Genomic DNA, 20,552 nt, shown 5'->3' with positions numbered 1-20,552 from the left:
TTTTCTGCACATGACGAGGGTTGCCCAATTTATTGGGTGACCTTATTTTGAATAAAACGCAGGAATGCTTGATTAAAATATTTCAATTGAGCCTACGTTTTATTAAACTTGGACTTAAGTACCTTAATATCTTAGAAAATGAAAAAAGCGTGGGCCAACTTTGTTAAGACTTTTCAGCCAAAATACAGCGTGGTGGTGAATATGTATCATGTCGTGCCGGGCACACCTGTGAAGAAACATGCTCATAAGCATGAGTTTGGAAAAGGCGAGCTGGATGAAGCTTCTATTTTCTTCCACAAAGTGGTAAAGAAGCACTCTCAGTTGGGATTTCCCAACACGGAAGTACAGTTGATCAAAGGTAAGAAAACGGTCGTTCAGGCTAAAAACTATGGTCCTGTGGAACTGGTGAAAGGCCTCAATGTACAGAGCGCTTAACACCTTCAGGGTAATATAAAACATTCAGAGAGCTCCCACCGGGAGCTTTTTTTGTTGCTTACTTACGAGGTACCTTGGATCAATCCATATTTCTGGGGTAAGTCCATAAGATTATATTTTTACCAATCGCATTAATGTACTCGTAATTCAGAAGACTATTGGCCGCTAAGGCGGGCGGAGCATCCAAGCCTTGCCCGGCCGGGACAAGTGTGAATCATTTTGACTTGGAGATTTCCAAAAAAGACCTCAGCACTTATAAGTCAAAATGATTTTTTGCGTTGGTGCCCTTTCTTTTGCTTCGTTTTCTTTGGGCAAGCAAAGAAAATGAAGGGTTAGCGGCTCAGCCGTTAGCTGGACTATACAGTGAATCAGATCACTAGTGCCAACATCCAACTTCAATGCAATTCCCCCATAGGTTTTCAGATTGATCCCTTTTCTATTTCAGTGAAACATCAACTCATCTTTCCCCCAACTTTCCAAATTGATCCGGTACCTTCAGGTGTTCCATCACCATATGGTAGCCATTCAGAATAAGGACACCCCCAATGAGGACAATACTCCGGAGAAACCTAATGGTTTAGGGTTTGAGAGACGTCCCACATAGGTCTGACGAAGCATTTGCCTATTCCAGAATATCCCTAAACTCCGTAAGTGCTGTACTGTTGCCGATGACCGTGAGCGTGTCACCGAGGAGAAGGTGCGTGTTCCCATGAGGAATGAAGACTTCATCTGCCCTTCGCAGGACCACGAGTGAACCAGAAGGGGGAAATGCCACTTCCATGACCATTTTTCGATGAAGATCCTTTTTGGTGAGGTGTATTTCCTCGATCCGGTACATGCCAAAACTTTCAGACAATGAGGCAAGTGTTTCAGGTCTCATGATCATGTCTTCTACATGGCTGGCCAGGAGCTCATCTATGTCTATCAGTTTCAGGTCCGATTCAGTCTCAACCAATTCATGCGAAGCGGACTGTTTCCTGAGAATGATCTTACTATGATTCAACACGTTTTTGACATGCAGAGCCAGTTCCTGATTGAGTTTTTTGGACTCCGTGAGCATAATGATCAGGTCCGGAGTGCGGATGTCCAATTTCTCAAAAACTGAGGTGTTCAACTCATCCACAGCCCATATTTTGAGGTTTTTTTGTTCGAAATCAGGAATGATTGCTTTATTCTGAACAATTGTCACGCAAGGGATGTCGTGCATCTTGATGCGTTCGGCCAGCAATAAACTAGCCTTACTGCCCCCAAAAATATAAATGCTATAGTAGAGGTCTTCTTCGCGGCTGAAGATCTTATAAGCCAAAGGCGAGAGCAGACTTGTGAAAATGGCTGCCGCCACTATGGCTGCATTGTCCGCGGCTGTAATCACTTGCAGCGATAGGCCTATTTGGGCAGCTGCGATGGTCAATCCCATGCGGGCGGTGAGTAGTACCCCGCCGGCAAGTGCTTTTTTGAGCCCAAAGACTTTAATTAGAATGAGGGCGGGTAATACCTGGGTCACAAAAAAGCCCAGAACCAAAGTGAGTACAAATGGAATGGATTCCCCAAACTGGCTGAGTGCCGATACGTCCAGCTGCACGCCCACCATGATAAAGAATATGGGGATGAAAAAACCATAACTCATGCCATCCAGTTTGAAAATCAGGGCCGAACGTTCTTTGTTGATAAACAGGCTGAGGAGCACTCCGGCGAAAAAGGCACCCATGGCCAGCTCCGTGTCTATGAGGTAGGCAATGAGTACAAAAAAAAGAAGCAAAGCCACTGTGCCTCTCACCCGTATCTGACTGGCAGCATGCTCCAGGGTGTAGAGTACTTTCTGGAAGGTTCGCACTTTGATGAGTCGGCTACCTACCACGTACGTAAGTATGAACACTGCGAAAATGACTGTGAACAGTAAGAGCTCTACCTGAAAACCGTTTTTCAACACGCCTGAATACACGGAAATAAGGATAATACTCATGATGGTGGCAATAGCGCCCTCCATGAGCATAATCTGACCAAATTTGCGGGTGAGTTCCCCTTCGGACTTCAGAATGGGAACTGTAATACTCAATGCAACAGTAGGGAAGAGCAGGATGTAAAACATCAGATCTATGTCCGCAAACTGGCTAATCAACCAGGCCATCGGGATGGATAGAAGCAAGGAGCCGAAGTAAATGAATAGAGCCACAAGCAGTGAATTACTCAGGATATCGATCATCTTGATTCGCCCTTGTGGTAGAGAGGAGATCATCTTTGGGACATCAATCTCCAGTCCCGAAAGGAAGATCAGAAACAGAAAGCCCGTACCTGCCAGGAAATCCATCAATGGGGAGGGTTCGATCAGGCCAAGGACATAGGGACCAACAATGACCCCCATCACAATTTCTACAATCACAGAGGGTACCTTGCTCACTTCCAGCCAGGAGAGTGTCAGGGGGACGATCCAGGCAATTATGAAAATGACAAATAAAGGCCAGTAGTTGAAGGTTTCCATGTGGTATGATTGCTATTTTTTTGAAAAATAAGCAAAAAAATGCCACCGAGGTATTCAAGCCAGCAAGTTTATGACTTGCCTCGTGATACCCCTAATCGATCAATCGATTAAAGTGCCCGGATTAAGCAGTGGCTAATTTTTTGTCATAGGATCCGGTACCCAGCTGATGTAGCAATGAGAAGTGGCTCCTAAGGGCATCCAGAAAGGTTCTGTGTTGATGATAAGGTACATCATACTCCTCGGCTGTTTGCTTCACAATGGCAGAAATATGCCTGTAGTGTACATGACAGATGTGTGGGAACAGATGATGCTCTATCTGAAAATTGAGTCCTCCAACAAACCAGGAGAAGAAAACGCTTTTGTTGGCAAAATTAGCCGTAGTTCTCAGCTGATGAACAGCCCAGTTATTTTCTATGCTTCCATTTTCATCGGGCACATAGAAGTTGGTTTCGTGGATAACATGAGCCGGCTGAAAAATAAGGGCCAGGAACAATCCACTGATGAAGTGCATCAGCAAAAAGCCCAAAAGCACCTGCCACCATGGGAGTGCAATAACAATGATTGGTAGCACCAAAAAGATGGCCAGGTACCAAACCTTATTGAAAATTACTTCAGCAAGGGCTGAAGCGAATGTGTAACCTTGTGGGGCCAGTAGGTCTCTCTTGTTATAGCGAATGACCTGTTCAAAGTCTTTGCTCAAAAACCAATAAATGGTCATGATCCCATAAAGAAATGGCGCATAGAATACCTGAAACCGATAGATGCTTTTACGCTCCTGAGTGGGGGAAAAACGCATCACACCTTCTTTTGCAATGTCCTCATCATGTCCATCTACATTGGTGAATGAATGATGCAATACATTGTGCTGAATCTTCCAGTTGGTGTGGTAGGCGCCAAGAAAATTCAGGAGATAGCCCAATACATTATTCACGTGCTTATTTTGTGAATAAGCACCGTGATTCGCATCATGCATGATGGAGAGTCCTATGCCGGACATACCAATACCCATCAGTGTCCACATGCCGATAACGCCCCAAAGTGAGGTTACTACGCCAGTGATCATGAGGATCATCGGAGTGAAATATAAAGCAATCATGAAAGCAGTCTTGAATTTCATTTCAAGATTGGCATGACGAGAGATGTTATTCTCCTTGAAGTGGGCGTTAACGCGCTTTCTTAGTTCTTTGAAGAATTCAGGACGGTCCTGAGCGTTAAACTTAACCGAAGGTTGACTCATATTGATGGGTTTAAGTCCCCAAGATAACTCTAAAAGCCAGCATTTAAATGAATTATGTGTTTTGTTATTAAAAACCTTGCTGCATTTATACAATCGATTACCCCATTTGTGGGGTCAATAATCTTCGGTGATAGTTGACCTGGCCGAGGTGATAATTCAGGTGTCCCTCCAAATGCATTAGAAAATGCAGGGTGGACATCGGTTTCCCGAAAACTTCTATGGGGTATACACCATGGAATTCCGGGTCCGTTAGCTTGGCAAGCGTAGCAGATACAACTACAGTCGTTTCCCGAATGTCCTCAAGGATTTTAGCTTTCGCTACACCCTTGTCGGAAAACTCTGCCTCGCGGTTCCTCACATACCCGGTCTCACCCAATACCGCTCCAATGAAGTGCTGCAGGTTGCCAATCAGGTGCAAAGCCAGATTACCCGCGGAGTTATTAATACCGGGAGCGGTTTTCCAAAGATCTGATTCTTCAGAGTAGCTTTCCACCTCCACAATTAATCTGTTGAGGTCTTTTTCAAACAGGGTAATGAGTATTTCTTTCATGGGATCAGCCGATGGCCTGTTTAAGGTCTTCAATCAAGTCTTCAATGTCTTCTATCCCGACAGAAAGTCGGATAAGCGAGTCTGTCAACCCGGCTTCCAACCTTTGGTCTCGTGGGATACTCGCATGGGTCATGCTGGCAGGGTGGCCGGCCAGAGATTCCACACCTCCCAGAGACTCTGCCAGTGTGAAAACTTTAAGGTTCTCCAATACTTTGAAAGCTGCGGCCTGACTATCATCCGCTAACACAAAAGAGATCATGCCGCCAAAATTTTTCATTTGCTTTTTGGCCACTTCGTGGTTGGCATGGTTTTCAAATCCAGGCCAGTACACATGCTTCACTTTTGGGTGTGCTTGCAGGTACCTGGCCACTTGTTCTCCATTGTCGCAGTGCCTGTCCATTCGTACGTGCAGGGTCTTGATGCCTCGCAATACCAAAAAGCAGTCCTGAGGGCCCGGTACCGCGCCGGAGGAATTTTGAACAAAGGCAATTTGCTCATCAATTTTCGGATCGTTAGATCCTACAAAACCCATGACCACATCTGAGTGACCAGCTATGTACTTGGTGACCGAGTGCATCACCATATCTGCTCCCATGTCCATGGGATTTTGCAGGTATGGACTGGCAAAGGTGTTGTCCACCACGGTTTTTGCACCCACAGATTTGGCCAGATTCACTACCGCCTCTATATCCACAATGCTCATCATCGGATTGGTGGGAGTTTCTATCCATACCAGCCTCGTTTTTGGGCTCAGTGCCTTTTTCACCGCTTCAAGATCCTGCATGTTCACAAAGGTGAACTTGAGGCCGTACCGCTCATAGATTTTTGTGAAAATCCTGTAAGTACCGCCATAGAGGTCGTTGGTGCTTACAATTTCGTCGCCAGGTTCCAGTGTTTTCAGTATGGCATCGGTAGCACCCATTCCTGAGCTAAAGCACCTGCCAAACCTGGCGTTTTCAAGGGCCGCCAGATTAGCCTCCAGGGCAGTCCTTGTCGGATTTTGTGTGCGGGCATATTCATAACCCTTGTGCTGACCGGGAGAGGCCTGTGCATAGGTAGAAGTCTGGTAGATGGGTGTCATGATGGCACCTGTGGTAGGATCGGGCTCCTGACCAGCGTGTATTGCTTTGGTTCCGAATTTCATAGGTTAACTATTAGGGTCTTTTTGGGGTACGAGTTGTGAGGGAGCAAAGTTAGAAGAATACCTGACTTCCCGAAGTGAATGTCGTGAGGTGGACTGGAAAGTTTTTCCGGAATTTTGACGCCAAAGGGCAACGAATGCAATGATTATTTCGTAAAGTGTTTAAGTTGCAAAACAAAAGACTCACTATCTTCTAAAATACTTAAATATTGTAATGTCATAATGAATTAGGTTAATGTTGGTTTACAATATTGAGTACACCCCCGGTTTCCGGGGGTGTTTTTTTTGATTCATTTTTATTTTATACAAAACATGAAAAAATAAAACCCGGGAAATGTAAACTGCGTAAAAGTTTTTTATACATTTAGTGAATTAATAAAATTACAGGGGATGAAAGGAACCAATTTGGGCGAATTTGAGGAGGTAGTACTGCTGACCATTGCCTCACTGATGGATGAAGCCTACAGTGTGAATATTGTAGATGAAATAGAAAAGGTGACGGGTAGAGCCACCAAGTTGGGGGTGGTGCACGCAGTGCTGAGGAGGCTGGAGGATAAAGGCTATATCAGTTCGGACCTGGGAGAACCTACCAGGGAAAGAGGAGGAAGGCGTAAGCGTTTTTTCAAGATTTCCCATGCCGGTAAAGTGTCCTTGCTGAAGGCCAGAGAACAGCGGGATCAGCTGTGGAGCACCATTCCGGATGTAGTATTTGAAGGACTGATATGAAGAGGCCAGGCACCCCACCCAAATGGCTCGACAGGCTCCTGAGCTGGTACTGCCGGCCCGAGCTGCTAGAGGACCTGCAGGGAGACTTGCACGAGTATTATCATCGAAACCTCCACAGAGGCAGGTTCAGGGCGAATATCATCTACCTGTTGGATGTCATTAAGTTTTTCAGGCCATACACCATCAGAAAACACAAAGCACTGCAAAACCTAAATCCATTTTTTATGCTTGGAAGCTACTTCAAAACCTCAGTGCGCAGCCTGGCCAGAAATAAAGTGTTTTCGGCGATCAACATAGTGGGCTTGGCCATATCAATGTCTGTAGGCATACTGATGATCACTTATCTCAGTGAATTGTTCAGTTTCGATCGATTTCATCAGAATGGAAACCGGATCTACAGAGTCCTCACTACCTATAAGGGCATCACGAATGATGAGCCGATCGACCTGGCGTCTACTTCCATCTTTATAGGCAAGAGACTCCAGCAGGACTATACCGGGATAGAGCGGCTTACCATTTTGAGGAGGAATTTCACAGCTGATCTGAAGGAAGGAGAGCGGATCATTAGTGGGGAAGGGCTTTGGGCTTCCGAAAATTTCTTTGATGTATTTGATTTTGAGTTGGTATCGGGCAATCCTGCCACAGTACTGCGCGACCCCAAATCAATTGTCATCACCGAGTCACTAGCCAAAAAGTTGTTTAAAGATGAACAACCAGTAGGGCGAACCATAGCGCTCATGGGGCAGGAGCGCTATGGGTTTCAAAGTGGAATGATCACAGGAGTGGTAAAGGATCCGCCGGCCAATTCTCATATGGAGTTTGATATGTTGGGTTCTCTGAGTACGCTGGACCATTACGCCGCAGGACAGGAGGAAGAAACTTTTATGACCCAGTATAGCAGTGTCTGGATGAATTATGTATACCTGCTTTTGCCGGAAAATCAGCGCGTGGATGTGGTACAGAAGCATCTGGATCAGATCGCCGCAGAGGAGGGAGAAAAGTATGACCGGTTTTTTATTACCTATGCGCTCCAAAACCTTCAGGAAATTGTACCGGGAAGGGACCTGTCTAACCAGATAGGGCCAACGGTTCAGTGGAAAATGATCTATTTGCTTGTGGGGCTTACTCTGATTGTTATTTTATCTGCCTGTTTCAATTATACCAATTTGTCTATTGCGAGATCACTTAGGAGAGCCAAAGAGGTGGGAATCCGAAAAGTGATTGGGGCTGGACGTGGGCACATATTTACACAGTTTGTCTTTGAAGCTGTTATGGTAGCCATGATAGCCCTGTCGCTGGCTTATGGTCTGTTCCTGTTACTTAAGCCGGAGTTTATTCACCTGTTTTTCCAAAATCAGGTGGTGACACTTGATTTTCAGTGGATTTACTTGCTGTATTTTGTCATTTTCGCCTTTATCATTGGTCTGGCGGCCGGTATTTTACCATCCATATTCCTTTCAGGTCTTAGAGCGTTAAGGGTGCTTAAGGATCCTTCCGGAATGAAGCTTTTTGGCGGCATGAGCCTCCGAAGAATGTTGATTGTGTTTCAGTTTACCCTCTCCATTGGCTTCATCATAGCCGCCACTATTTCCTATCAGCAGTATCAGTTTGCGGTCAATTTTGATTTGGGTTTTGAGACAGAGAATATTCTGAATGTAAGACTTCAGGGCAATGATGCAGAAGTATTGAGGAGCGAATTTTTGAAAATCCCTGAGGTGGAAGGCATCTCCATGTCCGGGATGCTCCCTGCTACTGGCGAAGTATGGGGTGATGATGCCAAGTATAATGACCCTCTGGACTCTGTGAGCATCCATGTCAACTATGTGAATAAAGACTATTTGGAGCTTCACCAATTTGAATTTTTGGCAGGCGGAACCTTCCCGTATGACCTCAAAAAGGATGAAGACCCCAGGTTTACCATTATCAATGAGCGCCTGATGCGTCGATTCGGTATGGAGGACCCACATAAGGCGCTCGGAGAAGTGCTGACAGTGGACAGGAGTAAGAATGTGCAAATTGTGGGTGTGGTGAAGGATTTTCAGCACCAGCGAATTTCTGAAGGTCATGAGCCATTTGCTTTTTTGCAAGGTTACGAGGATTACCATCTACTCAATCTGAAGGTAGCGAGTGACGACATGGTAGAGCTCATGAGCAAGTTGGAGGCGGTATGGAAGGAAGTAGACCGGGTGCATCCCTTTCAGGCAGAGTTTTATGAAGATAAGATTCAAAAGGCCTATACCCAGTTTCAGACCTACTTCAAAGTGATCGGGTTTCTGGCCTTCCTGGCTATATCCATCGCTGCGCTGGGGCTGCTGGGCATGGCTATTTTTACTACCGAGACACGTATGAAGGAGATTAGCATCAGAAAGGTACTGGGTGCCACCGAACAGCACCTGATCTATATTTTGTCCCGTGGTTTCGTGATGATGTTGCTGGCAGCTTCTCTCATTGCTGTGCCGGTGACTTATCTGCTCTTCGAACACCTGGTACTGAATGATCTGGCCAATCGCGTTGTGATTGGCCCGGTAGAGCTCCTTTCAGGGGTGGTAGTGATTTTTTCCGTGAGTATGCTCACAATCGGGTGGCAAACAACCCGCGCAGCCCGCACCAATCCGGCAGATATGCTTCGGGATGAGTGATTTTTTGATGAACCTTAGAAGTTAAAATCCGCTTGAGCGGATTTTTTTGTTTGAGGTGGTTATCTTTATCATCCCTTCCTGTGCTCAATCACCGAACGTCATATGAGAATATACCTTTGTGCGTTATTGCTCGCACTGATCATTTTACCACTTAAGAGTCAGAACATTGACAGCCTCACACAGGCACTCAATCACAGTTCCGGATCTGAACGAATCGATGTGCTCTTTCAGCTTGCTGAGGCTTATATGTATCAGGATTGGGAAATGTCTTTGCAATATGCACGTGAGGTTGAAAACCTTGTGGGTAATGAAAAGAATACTCCATGGGCATTTGAGGCGGCCTATGTTTTGTCCAAAGCCCTGGAGGGGCTTGGAAACTATGACGAAGCCCTGACTTATGCCAAAGAGGCTGTGGAACTGGCCCAAAATGACGCTGACAAGGCAGATATTTTCCACCACCTGGGGCATACTTATGAATCGCTCTCCGAATTTCAGAGTGCTTTGGATTACCATCTTAAAGCCATAGCGTTGAGAAAGAAGAGCGGGGATTTGAAAAAGCTGGCCAACGCCTACAATTCCCTCGCTTTTGTCTATAAAGGGATGTCACTCTACGACAGGGCCATAGTGACCCTGGAGGAAAGCCTGTCCATTAGCCAGGAACTTGGCGATGCATCGGGTGTTTCAAAGGCCACCTTCAATATTGGTCTGATGACCATGGAAATGAACAAGCATGCCGAAGCAATACCCTACTTCAAGGAGGCGATGGTGGGGCTCAATGAAGAGGACTTTCCGCATCAGTTCAGTTACTATTATAACAATATGGCCAATTGCTTTGAGAAGCAACTGCACATCAATGCTGCTTTTTATGATTCAGCCCTCATCTATGGTAAGAAGAGTCTGGTCATCAAAATGCGACTGAATAACCTCCGTGGTATTGCCAACTCTCACAATACCCTGGCAGCTACCTATGAGCGCGCCAGTGATTACAAAAACTCCTTCTATCATGCCACCGAGGCGCTCAGGTTATCAGATAGTCTGGATTTCAAGCCGATAAAGAGGAATGCCCTCAGTTACCTCATTACCGCAGAGCTTGGTCTGGGCAAAACAGAATCCACCAATGACCACTTTGAAGAATACATAGATGTGGTGGAGGAGATCAACGAAGCTTCGTATTCACGAACCCTTTCAGACATGGCTTTCAAATATGAAACAGAAAAAAAGGAAGCAGAGAATTTATTGCTGAGAACGGAAGCAGAGCAGCAGAAATTGATTAATCTGTTACTTCTCAGCTTGGCGGTGGTATTGGTGGCAGGATTGGTCTTACTGATCTACTTCTTCAGACTGAAACAGCGTACTAATGAGAAATTATCAACAGATAAGAAACTGATCGAAGAGCAGGCCAGGCGATTGACAGAACTCAATGACCTGAAGTCACAATTTTTTGCCAATGTAAGTCACGAGCTCCGGACCCCACTCACTCTGATACAAGGGCACGCTGAGGATGCCATGAGTATCAAAAAGTTGCCTGCGCAGGCTTCCGAGCCACTCAAAAAGATTAAGAGAAATGTGCATCAGCTGGCAGTTATGGTCAATGACTTGCTGGACCTCTCCAAGATTGAGCTAAAGCAAAAACTGGTGACAGTGAAACCAGTGGATGTGGATGGTCTGTTGAAGCGGATCTGTGGCGCATTTTCTTCTCTGGCGGAGAGCCGACAAATAGGGCTCTCCTATACCAGCAATCAGCATGAGGTCACGGCGGCAATGCTGGATGAAAATCAGTTTGAAAAAGTAATCAATAACCTCATATACAATGCGTTCAAGTTCACACCTCAGGGTGGTACTGTGAAAGTGACAATGAGCAGGGTCCTGGAAGGGATTGAGGTGCTGGTGACAGACAATGGCACAGGCATCAGGCCAGAGGAAGTTCCCTACATCTTCGATCGTTTTTATCAGGCTAAAGATCAGATGTCCACTTCATTTGGGTCAGGGATGGGCCTTGCCATCTCCAAGGAACTGATCGACATGATGGGTGGTGAGCTTTCTGTAACCAGTGAGCTGGGAAAGGGCAGTACGTTTAGGATGATCCTTCAGCCTACTGACGAAACACCCGAAGCCCTGGTGGGTGACAGTTACCAGCTGGAGGCGGTGACCCCCGCGGACCTGCGAATGGATACGCTGGAAATACCGTCAGATACTTCCGTGATGATTGTGGAAGATAATCCTGACATCAGGTCTTATCTCGGGACTATTCTGCGGGATCACTTTCAGCTGATCATGGCTGAGCACGGGCAGGATGCTTTGGATCAGCTGGAGCGTGAGAGCCCGGACCTGATTCTCACCGATGTGATGATGCCTGTGATGAATGGCTGGGAGTTCATAGAGGCCTTGCAAGGGAAACCTTCCAAGGCCAAAATCCCCGTCATTGTGCTCACGGCTGTGGCTGAAAATCAGGAGCGTATCAAAGGGTTGAGAATGGGAGTAGATGATTACATTCTCAAACCATTTGAAGCTGAAGAGCTGCTGATAAGAATCTCCAACGTGGTGAAAAACCTTCGGGAGCGTATCAGATGGGCCAAAGAATTTGAAGAGGAAGATGAAAAAGTCCAGCTAGGAGATCAGCATGACCTGGTGCTCAATATCAGAGAATATGTCAAAGAACATGTTGCTGAAAAGTCCCTCAATGTACTTCAGGTGGCTATGCACCTCGGTTTGAGTGAGCGTCAGCTTTACAGAAAAACAGCAGAAGCAGTTGGCATGTCGCCCTCCAAATTGATTCAGGAGATTAAGCTGCAACATGCCAGGGAGCTGCTGATCAGCAATCGATTTGATAAACTTTCGCAGATAGCCGGAGCAGTAGGTTTTGATTCTACCTCGCACTTTTCTAAACTTTATTTGGAAAGGTTTGGGAAAAAACCAATCGATTATTTCTCTTAGTGCTCTTTAACCCGGAGGGATGAATATCAAGCCAGCAGACAGACTTGCGCAATTTTCAGAGTATTACTTTTCAGCAAAGCTGAGGGCTATTCGTCAGCTGATGGGTGAAGGAAGGCCCATCATCAACCTGGGAATAGGCAGTCCGGATCAGATGCCTCATGCGGAGGTGATCGGAGCACTTTCGGGCGCTGCTCAGTCTGATGATGCTCATGGTTATCAGCCTTATCAGGGATTACCTGCGCTGGGAGAGGCCATTCGAGGGTTTTATGCCCGAGAATACCATGTGAATACCGGGGATAAGGCAGTATTGCCCCTTTTGGGTTCCAAAGAAGGGATCATGCATACATCCCTGGCCTACCTGAATCCCGGCGATCAGGTGTTGATTCCGGCCTTAGGTTATCCCACCTATACTTCTGTGACCCGTATTGTTGGGGCGGAGCCAGTCTACTTTCCGCTGCTTGAGTTATCCGGCTGGGCACCGGATTGGGAGTTTTTGGAGCAGCTGGATTGTTCCAAAGTGAAAATACTGTGGATTAATTATCCCCACATGCCTACAGGCACCAGGGCGGATAGGGACTTACTGGCCAGGTATGTAGATTTTGCCAGATCGAGAAACATACTCCTCTGCCACGACAATCCTTACAGCTTTATTTTGAACGACACTCCACTGAGTATTTTCAATATAAAAGGTGCAGAAGAGGTGGCCATCGAACTCAATTCGCTGTCCAAGTCCTATAACATGGCCGGATGGCGGGTGGGATGGGCCCTCGGGAGTGAGCAACTCATTCAGCCCGTGCTCCAGATCAAAAGTAATATGGATTCCGGGATGTTCAAACCAGTGCAGTTGGCCGCTATTAAAGCGCTGAACCTCGATCACAGTTGGTTTGAAGGGTTGAATGATCAATACCGGCAGCGCCAGCTTCTTGGTTTCAAAATCATGGACCTGCTCCAGTGTGAATATGCTGATAATCAGTCAGGTATGTTTGTGTGGGCCAAAGCACCCAACGGGGACGGTGAGGCATTTGTGGAGGAGCTACTGGAGCGATATGATGTGTTTATGGCTCCTGGATTTATCTTCGGAGAAGCTGGTAAATCCTATATTCGCCTGTCGCTTTGTGCTTCGGTAGAGGTTTTGGAGGAGGTTTATAAACGCATGTCATGAAAGTATTATTTGTGGGTACCGGATTAATTGGAGGTTCTTTTTCATTGGCCATGAGGGCGGGTGGCTTCTTGTCTGAGGCTGGTGGCTATAGTCGCAACCCTGCCAATCTGGACCGATCCATTGTGCTGGGTATCATCGACCAAAAGTTTGACACCCTTGAATCGGGGATCCTATGGGCGGATTGGATTATCCTTTCTATTCCTGTGGACGTCATCTGCAAGCAGCTTCCCGGAATATTGGATCAGCTGCGGCCAGGACAGGTGGTGATCGATTTTGGATCTACCAAAGGCAAGATATGTGAGGGAGTCGCTACTCATCCCCGGAGGGCTCAGTTTATTGCGGCGCACCCGATCGCCGGCACTGAGTACAGTGGTCCTGATGCCGCGTTTGCCAGTCTTTTCGAGGAAAAACTCATGATTATATGTGAATTTGCGAAAACCGAAGAGAAGGCCCTCACTTCTTTTAAAGAAGTCTGCCAGGGGCTGAAAATGCGTTTGGAGCTGATGGAAGCGAGGGCCCATGATCGCCATCTGGCTTATATTTCACACCTCAGCCACATCACATCGTTTGCACTTAGCAATGCCGTCCTTGATAAAGAAAAAGATGGCGACATCATTCTGGAGCTGGCTGGATCCGGATTTGCTTCCACTGTCCGTTTGGCCAAGAGTTCACCAGAGATGTGGGCGCCTATTTTTATGGAAAACAAAGAAATGGTATTAGAAGCATTGAGCAACTTCCTGCACAAAGCTGAGGATTTCAAAAAAATGCTGGAAGAAAACGATGATTCAGGGCTTCAGAAGTTTTTGGAGTCAGGAAGGAATATCCGCAGAGTGATCAACTGAAAATTCCACATTTTGGGCATTTAAATATCCCATAAATAGGGTATTTATTGGTCAATTTATTCCCGTAATGGGTTTTATTGAGGGTTTCTGTTTTATATTTCGTTTTCACCGCTGGACGAAAGATGAAGTTACTCTGTAAAGTAGTTATTGTGGTAAGCCTCTGTGCTCTATCCACGTACTTTTCATGGGCAGGCGTTTCCCAGAATGCCTTTTCTGGTCTGGACATGGCCAGAGACTCTTTACGTATAGCGGGGGTAATTGTGAAGGTGGAAAGCGGCCTGAAGGCAGGCACTTTATCCGCCGACAGTGCCAGCAGCTTCTTTCACCACCTGGCCAAACAATATCAGCTTACACACGATTTTCAGCAGGCACGCACTCATATCAAAAAATCCCTGGAGTTGTTGGATGATTTGGAAAATAAGGAGCTTGTTGCGGCTAATCATCTTTTACTGGGAGATATGGCGATGGAGGAAGATGACAATGCGATAGCCCTTGAGCTCCTGTCAGCCGCCCTGAAGATTTACGAAAACCTTGGCGACTCGGTGAATTATTTACTTACTCTGCGAAAAATCGGAGTAAACTACGATTACATCAATGATCACCCTACGGCCCTCCAATATTATGAAGAGTGTATAGAGTTGGCTCAGAAATTGGGCCGACAAGATGTGGTAGGTGCATGCTATAACACCATAGGCAGCATTTATTGTATCGAGGGTGAAGAGAAAAAGGGAATTCAGATGTATGAAAAGGCCGTACGGATAGCTCAGGAAACCAACGACAGGGTGCTACTGCATAAACTCTATCATAACATGGCCCTGACCTACAAAGACCTGGAGCTGTTTGGAGAAGCTTCGGCGTTTCTGAATAAAACACTGGTAATCGCAGCTGAGTTAGAGGACCCCAAGTGGTTTGGCTTTAGCTATCAGGCAATGGGGCACTATTACTATGCCTATGGGAAGTTGGATTCAGCTGAGTATTTCATGAAGAAGGCCCTGGGGATAGCGGAAAAAATTAACAATGCTCAACTCCGGGTGAATGCCTGGGAGGTACTGGAACAGGTTTACAGCAGGACCGGACGTTATAAGGAGGCTTATGATGTTTTCAAGCTCATCAAGGTGGAGGATGATTCTATTTTCAATTTGCAAAATACCCAGCTTATTGAATCCATTAAAGCCAAGTACCAGGCTGAAAAGCATGATAGGGAGTTGGCCGAGAAGAACCTTCAGCTACAGGAGGCCGGTTATAACATGGACAGGCAGCAGAATATGCAGACTGCTCTGGTAGTGGTGGTGGCTCTGCTTGTGATTATTTTGTTTCTGATATACAGAGGTTATACACTTCGTAAAAAAGCGAATGACATGCTGCGCCTCAAAAACAGTGAAATAGAATCGCACATGGCTCAGGTGGAAACCCTCAATCAGACAAAAAGCCGGTGGTTTGTAAATGTTGCGCATGAGTTGAGGACTCCGCTAACATTGATTAAAGGTCCTGTGAATCGCGTTATTGCCGAGTATGATCTCCCGGATGAGGTGCGGCAGGATTTAATGATGGTGGAAAAGAATGCCAACAGCCTGGCCAATCTCGTGAACGAAATCCTTGACCTCTCGCGTCTGGAGGAAGGTGAAATAAGCCTGAATGAAAGTACTTTCGGGTTGTGTGAGCAGGTTTCAATGATCGTTAGTTCTTTTACTTCAAGGGCGGAGCAGCTGGGAGTAGCGCTGCATAACCGATGCCCAATGGACGTGTACATCAAAGCTGACAAAGAGAAGATCAATAAGCTCATGGTCAACCTGATCAGCAATGCGCTCAAGTTTACCCCCAGAGGTGGAGCTGTAGAGGTGTTGGTGCACGCGGATAAAGGATTGGAAATATTGGTGAAGGACACCGGATCGGGAATCAGCCCCAAAGACCTACCTTATGTTTTTGATCGGTTTTTTCAATCGACAGACCCCGAGCATCAGATGCAGGGAGGAACGGGTATAGGCCTGGCACTTTCCAAGGAAATAGCGGAGATGCACGGTGGGGAGCTTAAAGTGAGCAGTCAGTTGGGCGTGGGCAGTGTATTTACCCTATCGCTTCCTGCGCACATGATTACTACGGCAGTTGAGGAGGAGGTCGATTCCAGTGAAGATACATCTCAGGTAGGCGCGGCGGAAGCATTATTGTCGCTCGATAATCGACCAAGCTTGTTACTGGTGGAGGACAACAAGGATATGAGCAGTTATGTGGCCTCACTGCTGGTGCCGCATTTTGAAGTAGTGGAAGTAGCCAGTGCCGAAGAAGGTTTACAGGTGCTGAGAACCCAGAACATTCGCTTCATTGTTTCTGATGTGATGATGTCAGGAATGGATGGTTTTGCTTTTCTTCGCGAGGTGAAGGCGGATCCGCTCTGGAGACACCTGCCGTTTATCCACCTGTCGGCTTTGGCGGATGATAACCTTCGCAAGGAAGCGTTGCGGATTGGAATCGACGACTTTCTTACCAAACCATTTGACCCTGAAGAGCTGATCATCCGGGTTAAAAATCTCTATGACAATTTCCTGAGCCGTATCTCTATCAATGTACAGTCGGATGAAGATTCGTATGATGAACGCATCATGAAACGGCTAAAGAAAGAAGTGCTGACCAATATAGAGGATGCCAACTTCAATGTGCTTCGCCTGGCGGATGGAGCAGCGATGAGCGAGCGTCAGCTTTATCGCTACCTAAAGGGAGCTACTGGCCTTACACCACTGCAATTTATTCAGGAGATCAAGCTCACCAAAGCCATTGAGCTGGCACGAAAAAAAGTGTATTCCAGTACCAACGAGCTGGCGTCTGCTGTCGGCTTCAGACAGGCTTCCTACTTCTCCACACTTTTTGAAAGGCGGTATGGGAAAAAGCCGGGTACTTTCCTCAAGTCATGACCCTGAGTTGTTCAGCAACGGCTTTTCGATAGGTGCGACTGATGGGAATTTTCACCTCACCGATTAGTAGCTCCTCTTTTCCAAATTCAGAAATTTGGAGTTGGTTGACCAGGAAGGACCTGTGGGTGCGTATAAATCGCTCGGGTAGTTTATCATGAAGCTCACTGATCTTTTCTTTGGTTATGATTAGCTCAGCAGTGGTATGAATTTTCACATAATCGGCCAGACTTTCGATGTAAAGAATCTCCTCCAATGCCAGCGCCCGATTCTTGCGATCCACCCGGACGATGAGCTGCTCCCTTTCATTTTTCTTTTTAGAGTCCTCCATCTTAGCCAGGAGGTGCTCATTGCGCTGGTAGCGTTTGATCAGCAGGATGAAGGCATTGAGGAAAACGATAAAGTACAGCGTGGAGGTGAGCAGGAATAAATTGGTGGAGTAAGGATTGAGGTTGGCATAGGTATAATTGGCCAGCACAATGAGCGCAATGGTCAGGACGATCAGCTCCAGGTAGATAGAAAAGATAAGCGTGTAGATAAAGTATAGCCCAAAGTGGGTGTATCTTCTGGTGAGGAGGTAGGCCGGAACCAGATAGTAGTTGAAGAAATAGGAAGTAGCGAGTGCCACCGGCAGCAGGAAAGTAACGAAGTAAAAAGCTTCTATAAAGTCACCGTTGGCCTGACCAAAAGTGAGCACCAAAAAGAGGGAAACGGTACTCCAGAAAAGGAGGTGATGGATGATTCGCATGCTTTCAATTTGGCTCCAAATTCGTCAATTTTGATGAAGGGAGCACTTTTTGTCGATGAAATACCGGTTTCGATAGGGATTCTGCATTGGATGAACGTGGAGCAGGCAGCTAGCTTTGAAGCATGATTTTGTTTCATTTAAACACGAAAAATTATGTTTGAATTATTTATGATGGGAGGTCCGCTTTTTATGGGGATCATCACAATTATTTTTATCGCGGCGCTGGTGGTGTCGGTGAGGTTAGCGTTGCTCATCTTCGGAGGAGCGTCGGTAACATCGGATCAGCTTTTCAGGCAGCTGGGTTATATCAAGTCCATTGGACTCTTTGCGCTTGTGATGGGTGTACTCGGGCAGATGGTCGGGCTGTATAGTGCATTTGCTGCAATGGAGCAAATGGAAGGGGGCGTAGCACCGCAGTTGCTGGCTGGAGGATTGAAGGTGTCTTCTATAACCACACTGTGGGGATTGCTGAGCTACGGGATCACTTTACTTATTTACCTGATCTTATCAGCAGTAGCCAAATCAAAACAGGCTTGATTTAAAAAAAACAATCCAGGGTGGTCAGCGACCACCCTGGATTTTTATGGTGCTTGTTCTTAGTTTCCTGAAAGTTTCACACTTTCATATCCCACTGAACTGAGTATTACCTCACTGGCAGGATTGATCAGTTTTAATTTGAAAGTTCCGTCTCTGTCAGAGACTGTGCCGGAGGTGGTATTCTTCTCTACAATGTTCACACCTGCCAGAGGCTTGCCTTTTGGGTCATATACAGTGCCTATCCATACACCTTCCTGAAGGTTTGCACTGATTTTCATGCGGTCATTGTCATTCTCCACTTCATTGATAACGATGATGCCTTTCGAATTTCCGTCGTTGGCTAACTCGTCTTTATTGAGCTTGAAGGTGACAGGCAGCACCATGCGCACGCGTACATTCTTACCACGTTGCATACCGGGGATCCATCCGGCAGAGTTGGTCATCACTCTTTCTGCTTCGGCATCACACCCGCCTCCGATTCCTTTCACCGTGGTGACTTCTGAGATGGTGCCATCTGGCTCCACAATGAACTGCACATACACCCGCCCTTCTATGCCTTTTGCCCGGGCCTCAGCCGGATAGGTCATCTCTTGCCCCAGGTAATTGTAAAAACTGGTCATTCCGCCGGGATATCGGGGCTGGCTTTCTACCATTGTAAAGACCTCACCTTCCATCTTGGATTTCTCGGCTACATAGTCAAAATTGGCTCCATCTTTCATGAGGGCTATGTAGATGACATTGTTGGCTTTGTCAATATTCATGGTATGAATGAGTTCCTCATCGATATCCTGAAGTCCTTCAATATCAGACAGCTGGTCTCCTTCCCTCACTTCCAGTTTGATAAAAGCCAGCTGATCCTTCATTTGCCCCAGATCCGTCTGCATACCCGGAGGTAGCTGATCAAAGGAGATGGCATTGCTTTGCTCGCCCATCTTTTTGATTTCGCCATCCAGTTGTTCATTGCAGGCAAAGGCGATAGCGAGAATGGCGCATAAGGCCGTGAGTGCGCCCACTTTCCAGGGCTTGAGTTGTGTTACTTTACGTTTCATTGCTTTGAGTCGTTTTAAGATTAAACCATCATGGAAGGAGCTGGCCAGGCTCAAACCATTGGATTTTAGAATAGAACTGATCAGTATAGATGAGTACTGGTCCATGCTGTATGACTTTAATGCATAGGCATCGGCCTGGTACTCATGTATTTTTTTAATTTCATTTTGAATCCACCAGGCACTGGGCAACCACCAGAAGCAGGCCCTGAAGAGCTGGAAGAACAGGATGTCGTAGCTATGCCCCAGTTTGGCATGGGCAGATTCGTGGTTGAGCATTGGCGTAAATTCTTCCTGATCCATGGAAATGTTTTTATCCATAAAAATCCAGTTGAAAAAAGTGAAACTGCCGCGCACGTTGGCAGCCCTGCGAACATATATCCCATTGACCAACTCTGGTGTGCTGACATTTCTCAAACGAAGGAGGTAGGCGACGCCTCTGACCACCTGAGATAAGAACCAGAAGCTGATGAGGGCATAGAGCCAAATGATGAAGGAGAAATCGTAGCCGGCATTGGATTTGGCGTTGATCATTGCCGGGTTTAGCAGGTAAGTGACCACCTCTCCAGACGGTGTGCCTTGCTTCGGCGTAAGGAAGGCCACTACCGCGGGGAAATGCAAAAGCGGAACGACAATCGAAAGGAGGGTAGCGCCCAGGAGGTAAATCCGCAGCTTGTTGTAATCAGACTCCTGACGCAGAAAGACAAGATAGCCCACCATGAGTATGCTGTGGATGGCAAAAAGTTCGATGAGGTAATTGATCATGATGATTTCTTTTTGAGTTGGTTGAGGAGTTGCTCCAGTTCACTCACACTCAGGTTTTCCTCCTCTGTGAAGAATGAAACCATCTGCTTATAGGAGCCACTGAAATACTTTTTCACAAAACCCTTCATGAAAGTCTTGGTATAGGTGTCCTTGGAAATAAGGGGGGCATACTTATGTGATTTGCCGTGAGCCTCATGGCCAACAAACCCTTTTTGCTGCAAAATCCGCACAATGGTGGAAACCGTGTTGTAGGCGGGTTTGGGTTCTGGAAGGTGTTCTATGATCTCTTTGACAAAGCCAGATTCCAGCTGCCAGAGCACCTGCATGATCTCTTCTTCGGCTCGGGTAAGTTCTTTGATGGGTTCCTTCATATCACTTCAAACTAAGATTATAGTTCAAAACTATATT

At 46.4% G+C, this 20,552-nt stretch carries 15 protein-coding genes; 8 read left to right on the top strand and 7 right to left on the bottom strand.

What is annotated here, in order from left to right; all coding sequences use genetic code 11:
* The first annotated feature begins 138 nt into the window (after positions 1 to 138).
* Positions 139 to 435: a hypothetical protein gene (locus RIH33_RS19275; protein WP_406651326.1), complete on the top strand. Its 297-nt coding sequence runs from the start codon at positions 139 to 141 to the stop codon at positions 433 to 435.
* A 622-nt stretch (positions 436 to 1,057) separates the two neighbouring features.
* Here the strand turns inward: RIH33_RS19275 and RIH33_RS19270 are convergent.
* From RIH33_RS19270 to RIH33_RS19255, 4 genes are all read right to left on the bottom strand, one after another.
* A complete protein-coding gene (locus RIH33_RS19270) occupies positions 1,058 to 2,914 on the bottom strand; it encodes a cation:proton antiporter (protein ID WP_406651328.1) in 1,857 nt (618 codons plus the stop codon).
* Positions 2,915 to 3,035: 121 nt separating this feature from the next.
* Positions 3,036 to 4,151 carry a fatty acid desaturase family protein gene (locus RIH33_RS19265; protein WP_406651330.1) on the bottom strand — a complete coding sequence of 372 codons (1,116 nt, stop codon included), beginning with the start codon at positions 4,149 to 4,151 and terminating at the stop codon, positions 3,036 to 3,038.
* Positions 4,152 to 4,248: 97 nt separating this feature from the next.
* Positions 4,249 to 4,701 carry a DinB family protein gene (locus tag RIH33_RS19260; protein ID WP_406651331.1) on the bottom strand — a complete coding sequence of 151 codons (453 nt, stop codon included), beginning with the start codon at positions 4,699 to 4,701 and terminating at the stop codon, positions 4,249 to 4,251.
* A 4-nt stretch (positions 4,702 to 4,705) separates the two neighbouring features.
* Positions 4,706 to 5,845 (bottom strand): cystathionine gamma-synthase, encoded by a 1,140-nt coding sequence (locus tag RIH33_RS19255; protein ID WP_406651332.1) that lies wholly within the window; start codon positions 5,843 to 5,845, stop codon positions 4,706 to 4,708.
* Positions 5,846 to 6,232: 387 nt separating this feature from the next.
* On the opposite strand from RIH33_RS19255, the gene RIH33_RS19250 reads away from it, so the two are divergent.
* From RIH33_RS19250 to RIH33_RS19225, 6 genes are all read left to right on the top strand, one after another.
* Positions 6,233 to 6,568 carry a PadR family transcriptional regulator gene (locus tag RIH33_RS19250; RefSeq protein WP_406651333.1) on the top strand — a complete coding sequence of 112 codons (336 nt, stop codon included), beginning with the start codon at positions 6,233 to 6,235 and terminating at the stop codon, positions 6,566 to 6,568.
* Entirely contained in the window at positions 6,565 to 9,207 is a 2,643-nt protein-coding gene (locus tag RIH33_RS19245; protein WP_406651335.1) for an ABC transporter permease, read from the top strand. The genes RIH33_RS19250 and RIH33_RS19245 overlap by 4 nt, the downstream gene beginning before the upstream one ends.
* 102 nt (positions 9,208 to 9,309) lie before the next feature.
* The gene (locus RIH33_RS19240; protein WP_406651336.1) at positions 9,310 to 12,141 is read left to right on the top strand and encodes an ATP-binding protein; all 2,832 of its coding nucleotides are present in this window, start codon (positions 9,310 to 9,312) and stop codon (positions 12,139 to 12,141) included.
* A 19-nt stretch (positions 12,142 to 12,160) separates the two neighbouring features.
* Positions 12,161 to 13,303, top strand: coding sequence for a pyridoxal phosphate-dependent aminotransferase (locus RIH33_RS19235; protein ID WP_406651338.1), 1,143 nt, complete (start codon positions 12,161 to 12,163; stop codon positions 13,301 to 13,303).
* Entirely contained in the window at positions 13,300 to 14,145 is an 846-nt protein-coding gene (locus RIH33_RS19230) for a prephenate dehydrogenase (protein ID WP_406651339.1), read from the top strand. The genes RIH33_RS19235 and RIH33_RS19230 overlap by 4 nt, the downstream gene beginning before the upstream one ends.
* Positions 14,146 to 14,267: 122 nt before the next feature.
* Complete coding sequence (locus RIH33_RS19225; protein ID WP_406651341.1) at positions 14,268 to 17,051, top strand: tetratricopeptide repeat protein; 2,784 nt, start codon at positions 14,268 to 14,270, stop codon at positions 17,049 to 17,051.
* Here RIH33_RS19225 and RIH33_RS19220 read toward each other — a convergent pair.
* On the bottom strand, positions 17,041 to 17,796 hold the full coding sequence (locus RIH33_RS19220) for a LytR/AlgR family response regulator transcription factor (RefSeq protein ID WP_406651343.1): 756 nt from the start codon (positions 17,794 to 17,796) through the stop codon (positions 17,041 to 17,043). The genes RIH33_RS19225 and RIH33_RS19220 overlap by 11 nt on opposite strands.
* A gap of 153 nt (positions 17,797 to 17,949) precedes the next feature.
* Between RIH33_RS19220 and RIH33_RS19215 the strand changes: the two genes are divergently transcribed.
* Entirely contained in the window at positions 17,950 to 18,333 is a 384-nt protein-coding gene (locus RIH33_RS19215; protein ID WP_406651345.1) for a MotA/TolQ/ExbB proton channel family protein, read from the top strand.
* Positions 18,334 to 18,392: 59 nt separating this feature from the next.
* Here RIH33_RS19215 and RIH33_RS19210 read toward each other — a convergent pair whose 3' ends face one another.
* Both RIH33_RS19210 and RIH33_RS19205 read right to left on the bottom strand, forming a co-directional pair.
* On the bottom strand, positions 18,393 to 20,144 hold the full coding sequence (locus tag RIH33_RS19210) for a TonB family protein (protein ID WP_406651346.1): 1,752 nt from the start codon (positions 20,142 to 20,144) through the stop codon (positions 18,393 to 18,395).
* Complete coding sequence (locus RIH33_RS19205) at positions 20,141 to 20,503, bottom strand: BlaI/MecI/CopY family transcriptional regulator (RefSeq protein ID WP_406651419.1); 363 nt, start codon at positions 20,501 to 20,503, stop codon at positions 20,141 to 20,143. Before RIH33_RS19205 ends, RIH33_RS19210 begins: the two co-directional genes overlap by 4 nt.
* Positions 20,504 to 20,552: the final 49 nt, after the last annotated feature.

Source organism: Marinoscillum sp., assembly GCF_040222955.1.
In the GTDB taxonomy this organism is placed as follows: domain Bacteria; phylum Bacteroidota; class Bacteroidia; order Cytophagales; family Cyclobacteriaceae; genus Marinoscillum.
This window is presented reverse-complemented; position numbering and strand designations above follow the sequence as displayed.

Excerpts from the sequence above, each read along its gene's own strand:
- RIH33_RS19260 (WP_406651331.1), bottom strand. The coding sequence starts at position 4,701 with ATGAAAGAAATACTCATTACCCTGTTTGAAAAAGACCTCAACAGATTA.
- RIH33_RS19255 (WP_406651332.1), bottom strand. The coding sequence starts at position 5,845 with ATGAAATTCGGAACCAAAGCAATACACGCTGGTCAGGAGCCCGATCCT.
- RIH33_RS19275 (WP_406651326.1), top strand. The coding sequence starts at position 139 with ATGAAAAAAGCGTGGGCCAACTTTGTTAAGACTTTTCAGCCAAAATAC.
- RIH33_RS19270 (WP_406651328.1), bottom strand. The coding sequence starts at position 2,914 with ATGGAAACCTTCAACTACTGGCCTTTATTTGTCATTTTCATAATTGCC.
- RIH33_RS19265 (WP_406651330.1), bottom strand. The coding sequence starts at position 4,151 with ATGAGTCAACCTTCGGTTAAGTTTAACGCTCAGGACCGTCCTGAATTC.
- RIH33_RS19245 (WP_406651335.1), top strand. The coding sequence starts at position 6,565 with ATGAAGAGGCCAGGCACCCCACCCAAATGGCTCGACAGGCTCCTGAGC.
- RIH33_RS19220 (WP_406651343.1), bottom strand. The coding sequence starts at position 17,796 with ATGCGAATCATCCATCACCTCCTTTTCTGGAGTACCGTTTCCCTCTTT.
- RIH33_RS19230 (WP_406651339.1), top strand. The coding sequence starts at position 13,300 with ATGAAAGTATTATTTGTGGGTACCGGATTAATTGGAGGTTCTTTTTCA.
- RIH33_RS19250 (WP_406651333.1), top strand. The coding sequence starts at position 6,233 with ATGAAAGGAACCAATTTGGGCGAATTTGAGGAGGTAGTACTGCTGACC.
- RIH33_RS19235 (WP_406651338.1), top strand. The coding sequence starts at position 12,161 with ATGAATATCAAGCCAGCAGACAGACTTGCGCAATTTTCAGAGTATTAC.
- RIH33_RS19240 (WP_406651336.1), top strand. The coding sequence starts at position 9,310 with ATGAGAATATACCTTTGTGCGTTATTGCTCGCACTGATCATTTTACCA.
- RIH33_RS19210 (WP_406651346.1), bottom strand. The coding sequence starts at position 20,144 with ATGATCAATTACCTCATCGAACTTTTTGCCATCCACAGCATACTCATG.
- RIH33_RS19215 (WP_406651345.1), top strand. The coding sequence starts at position 17,950 with ATGTTTGAATTATTTATGATGGGAGGTCCGCTTTTTATGGGGATCATC.
- RIH33_RS19225 (WP_406651341.1), top strand. The coding sequence starts at position 14,268 with ATGAAGTTACTCTGTAAAGTAGTTATTGTGGTAAGCCTCTGTGCTCTA.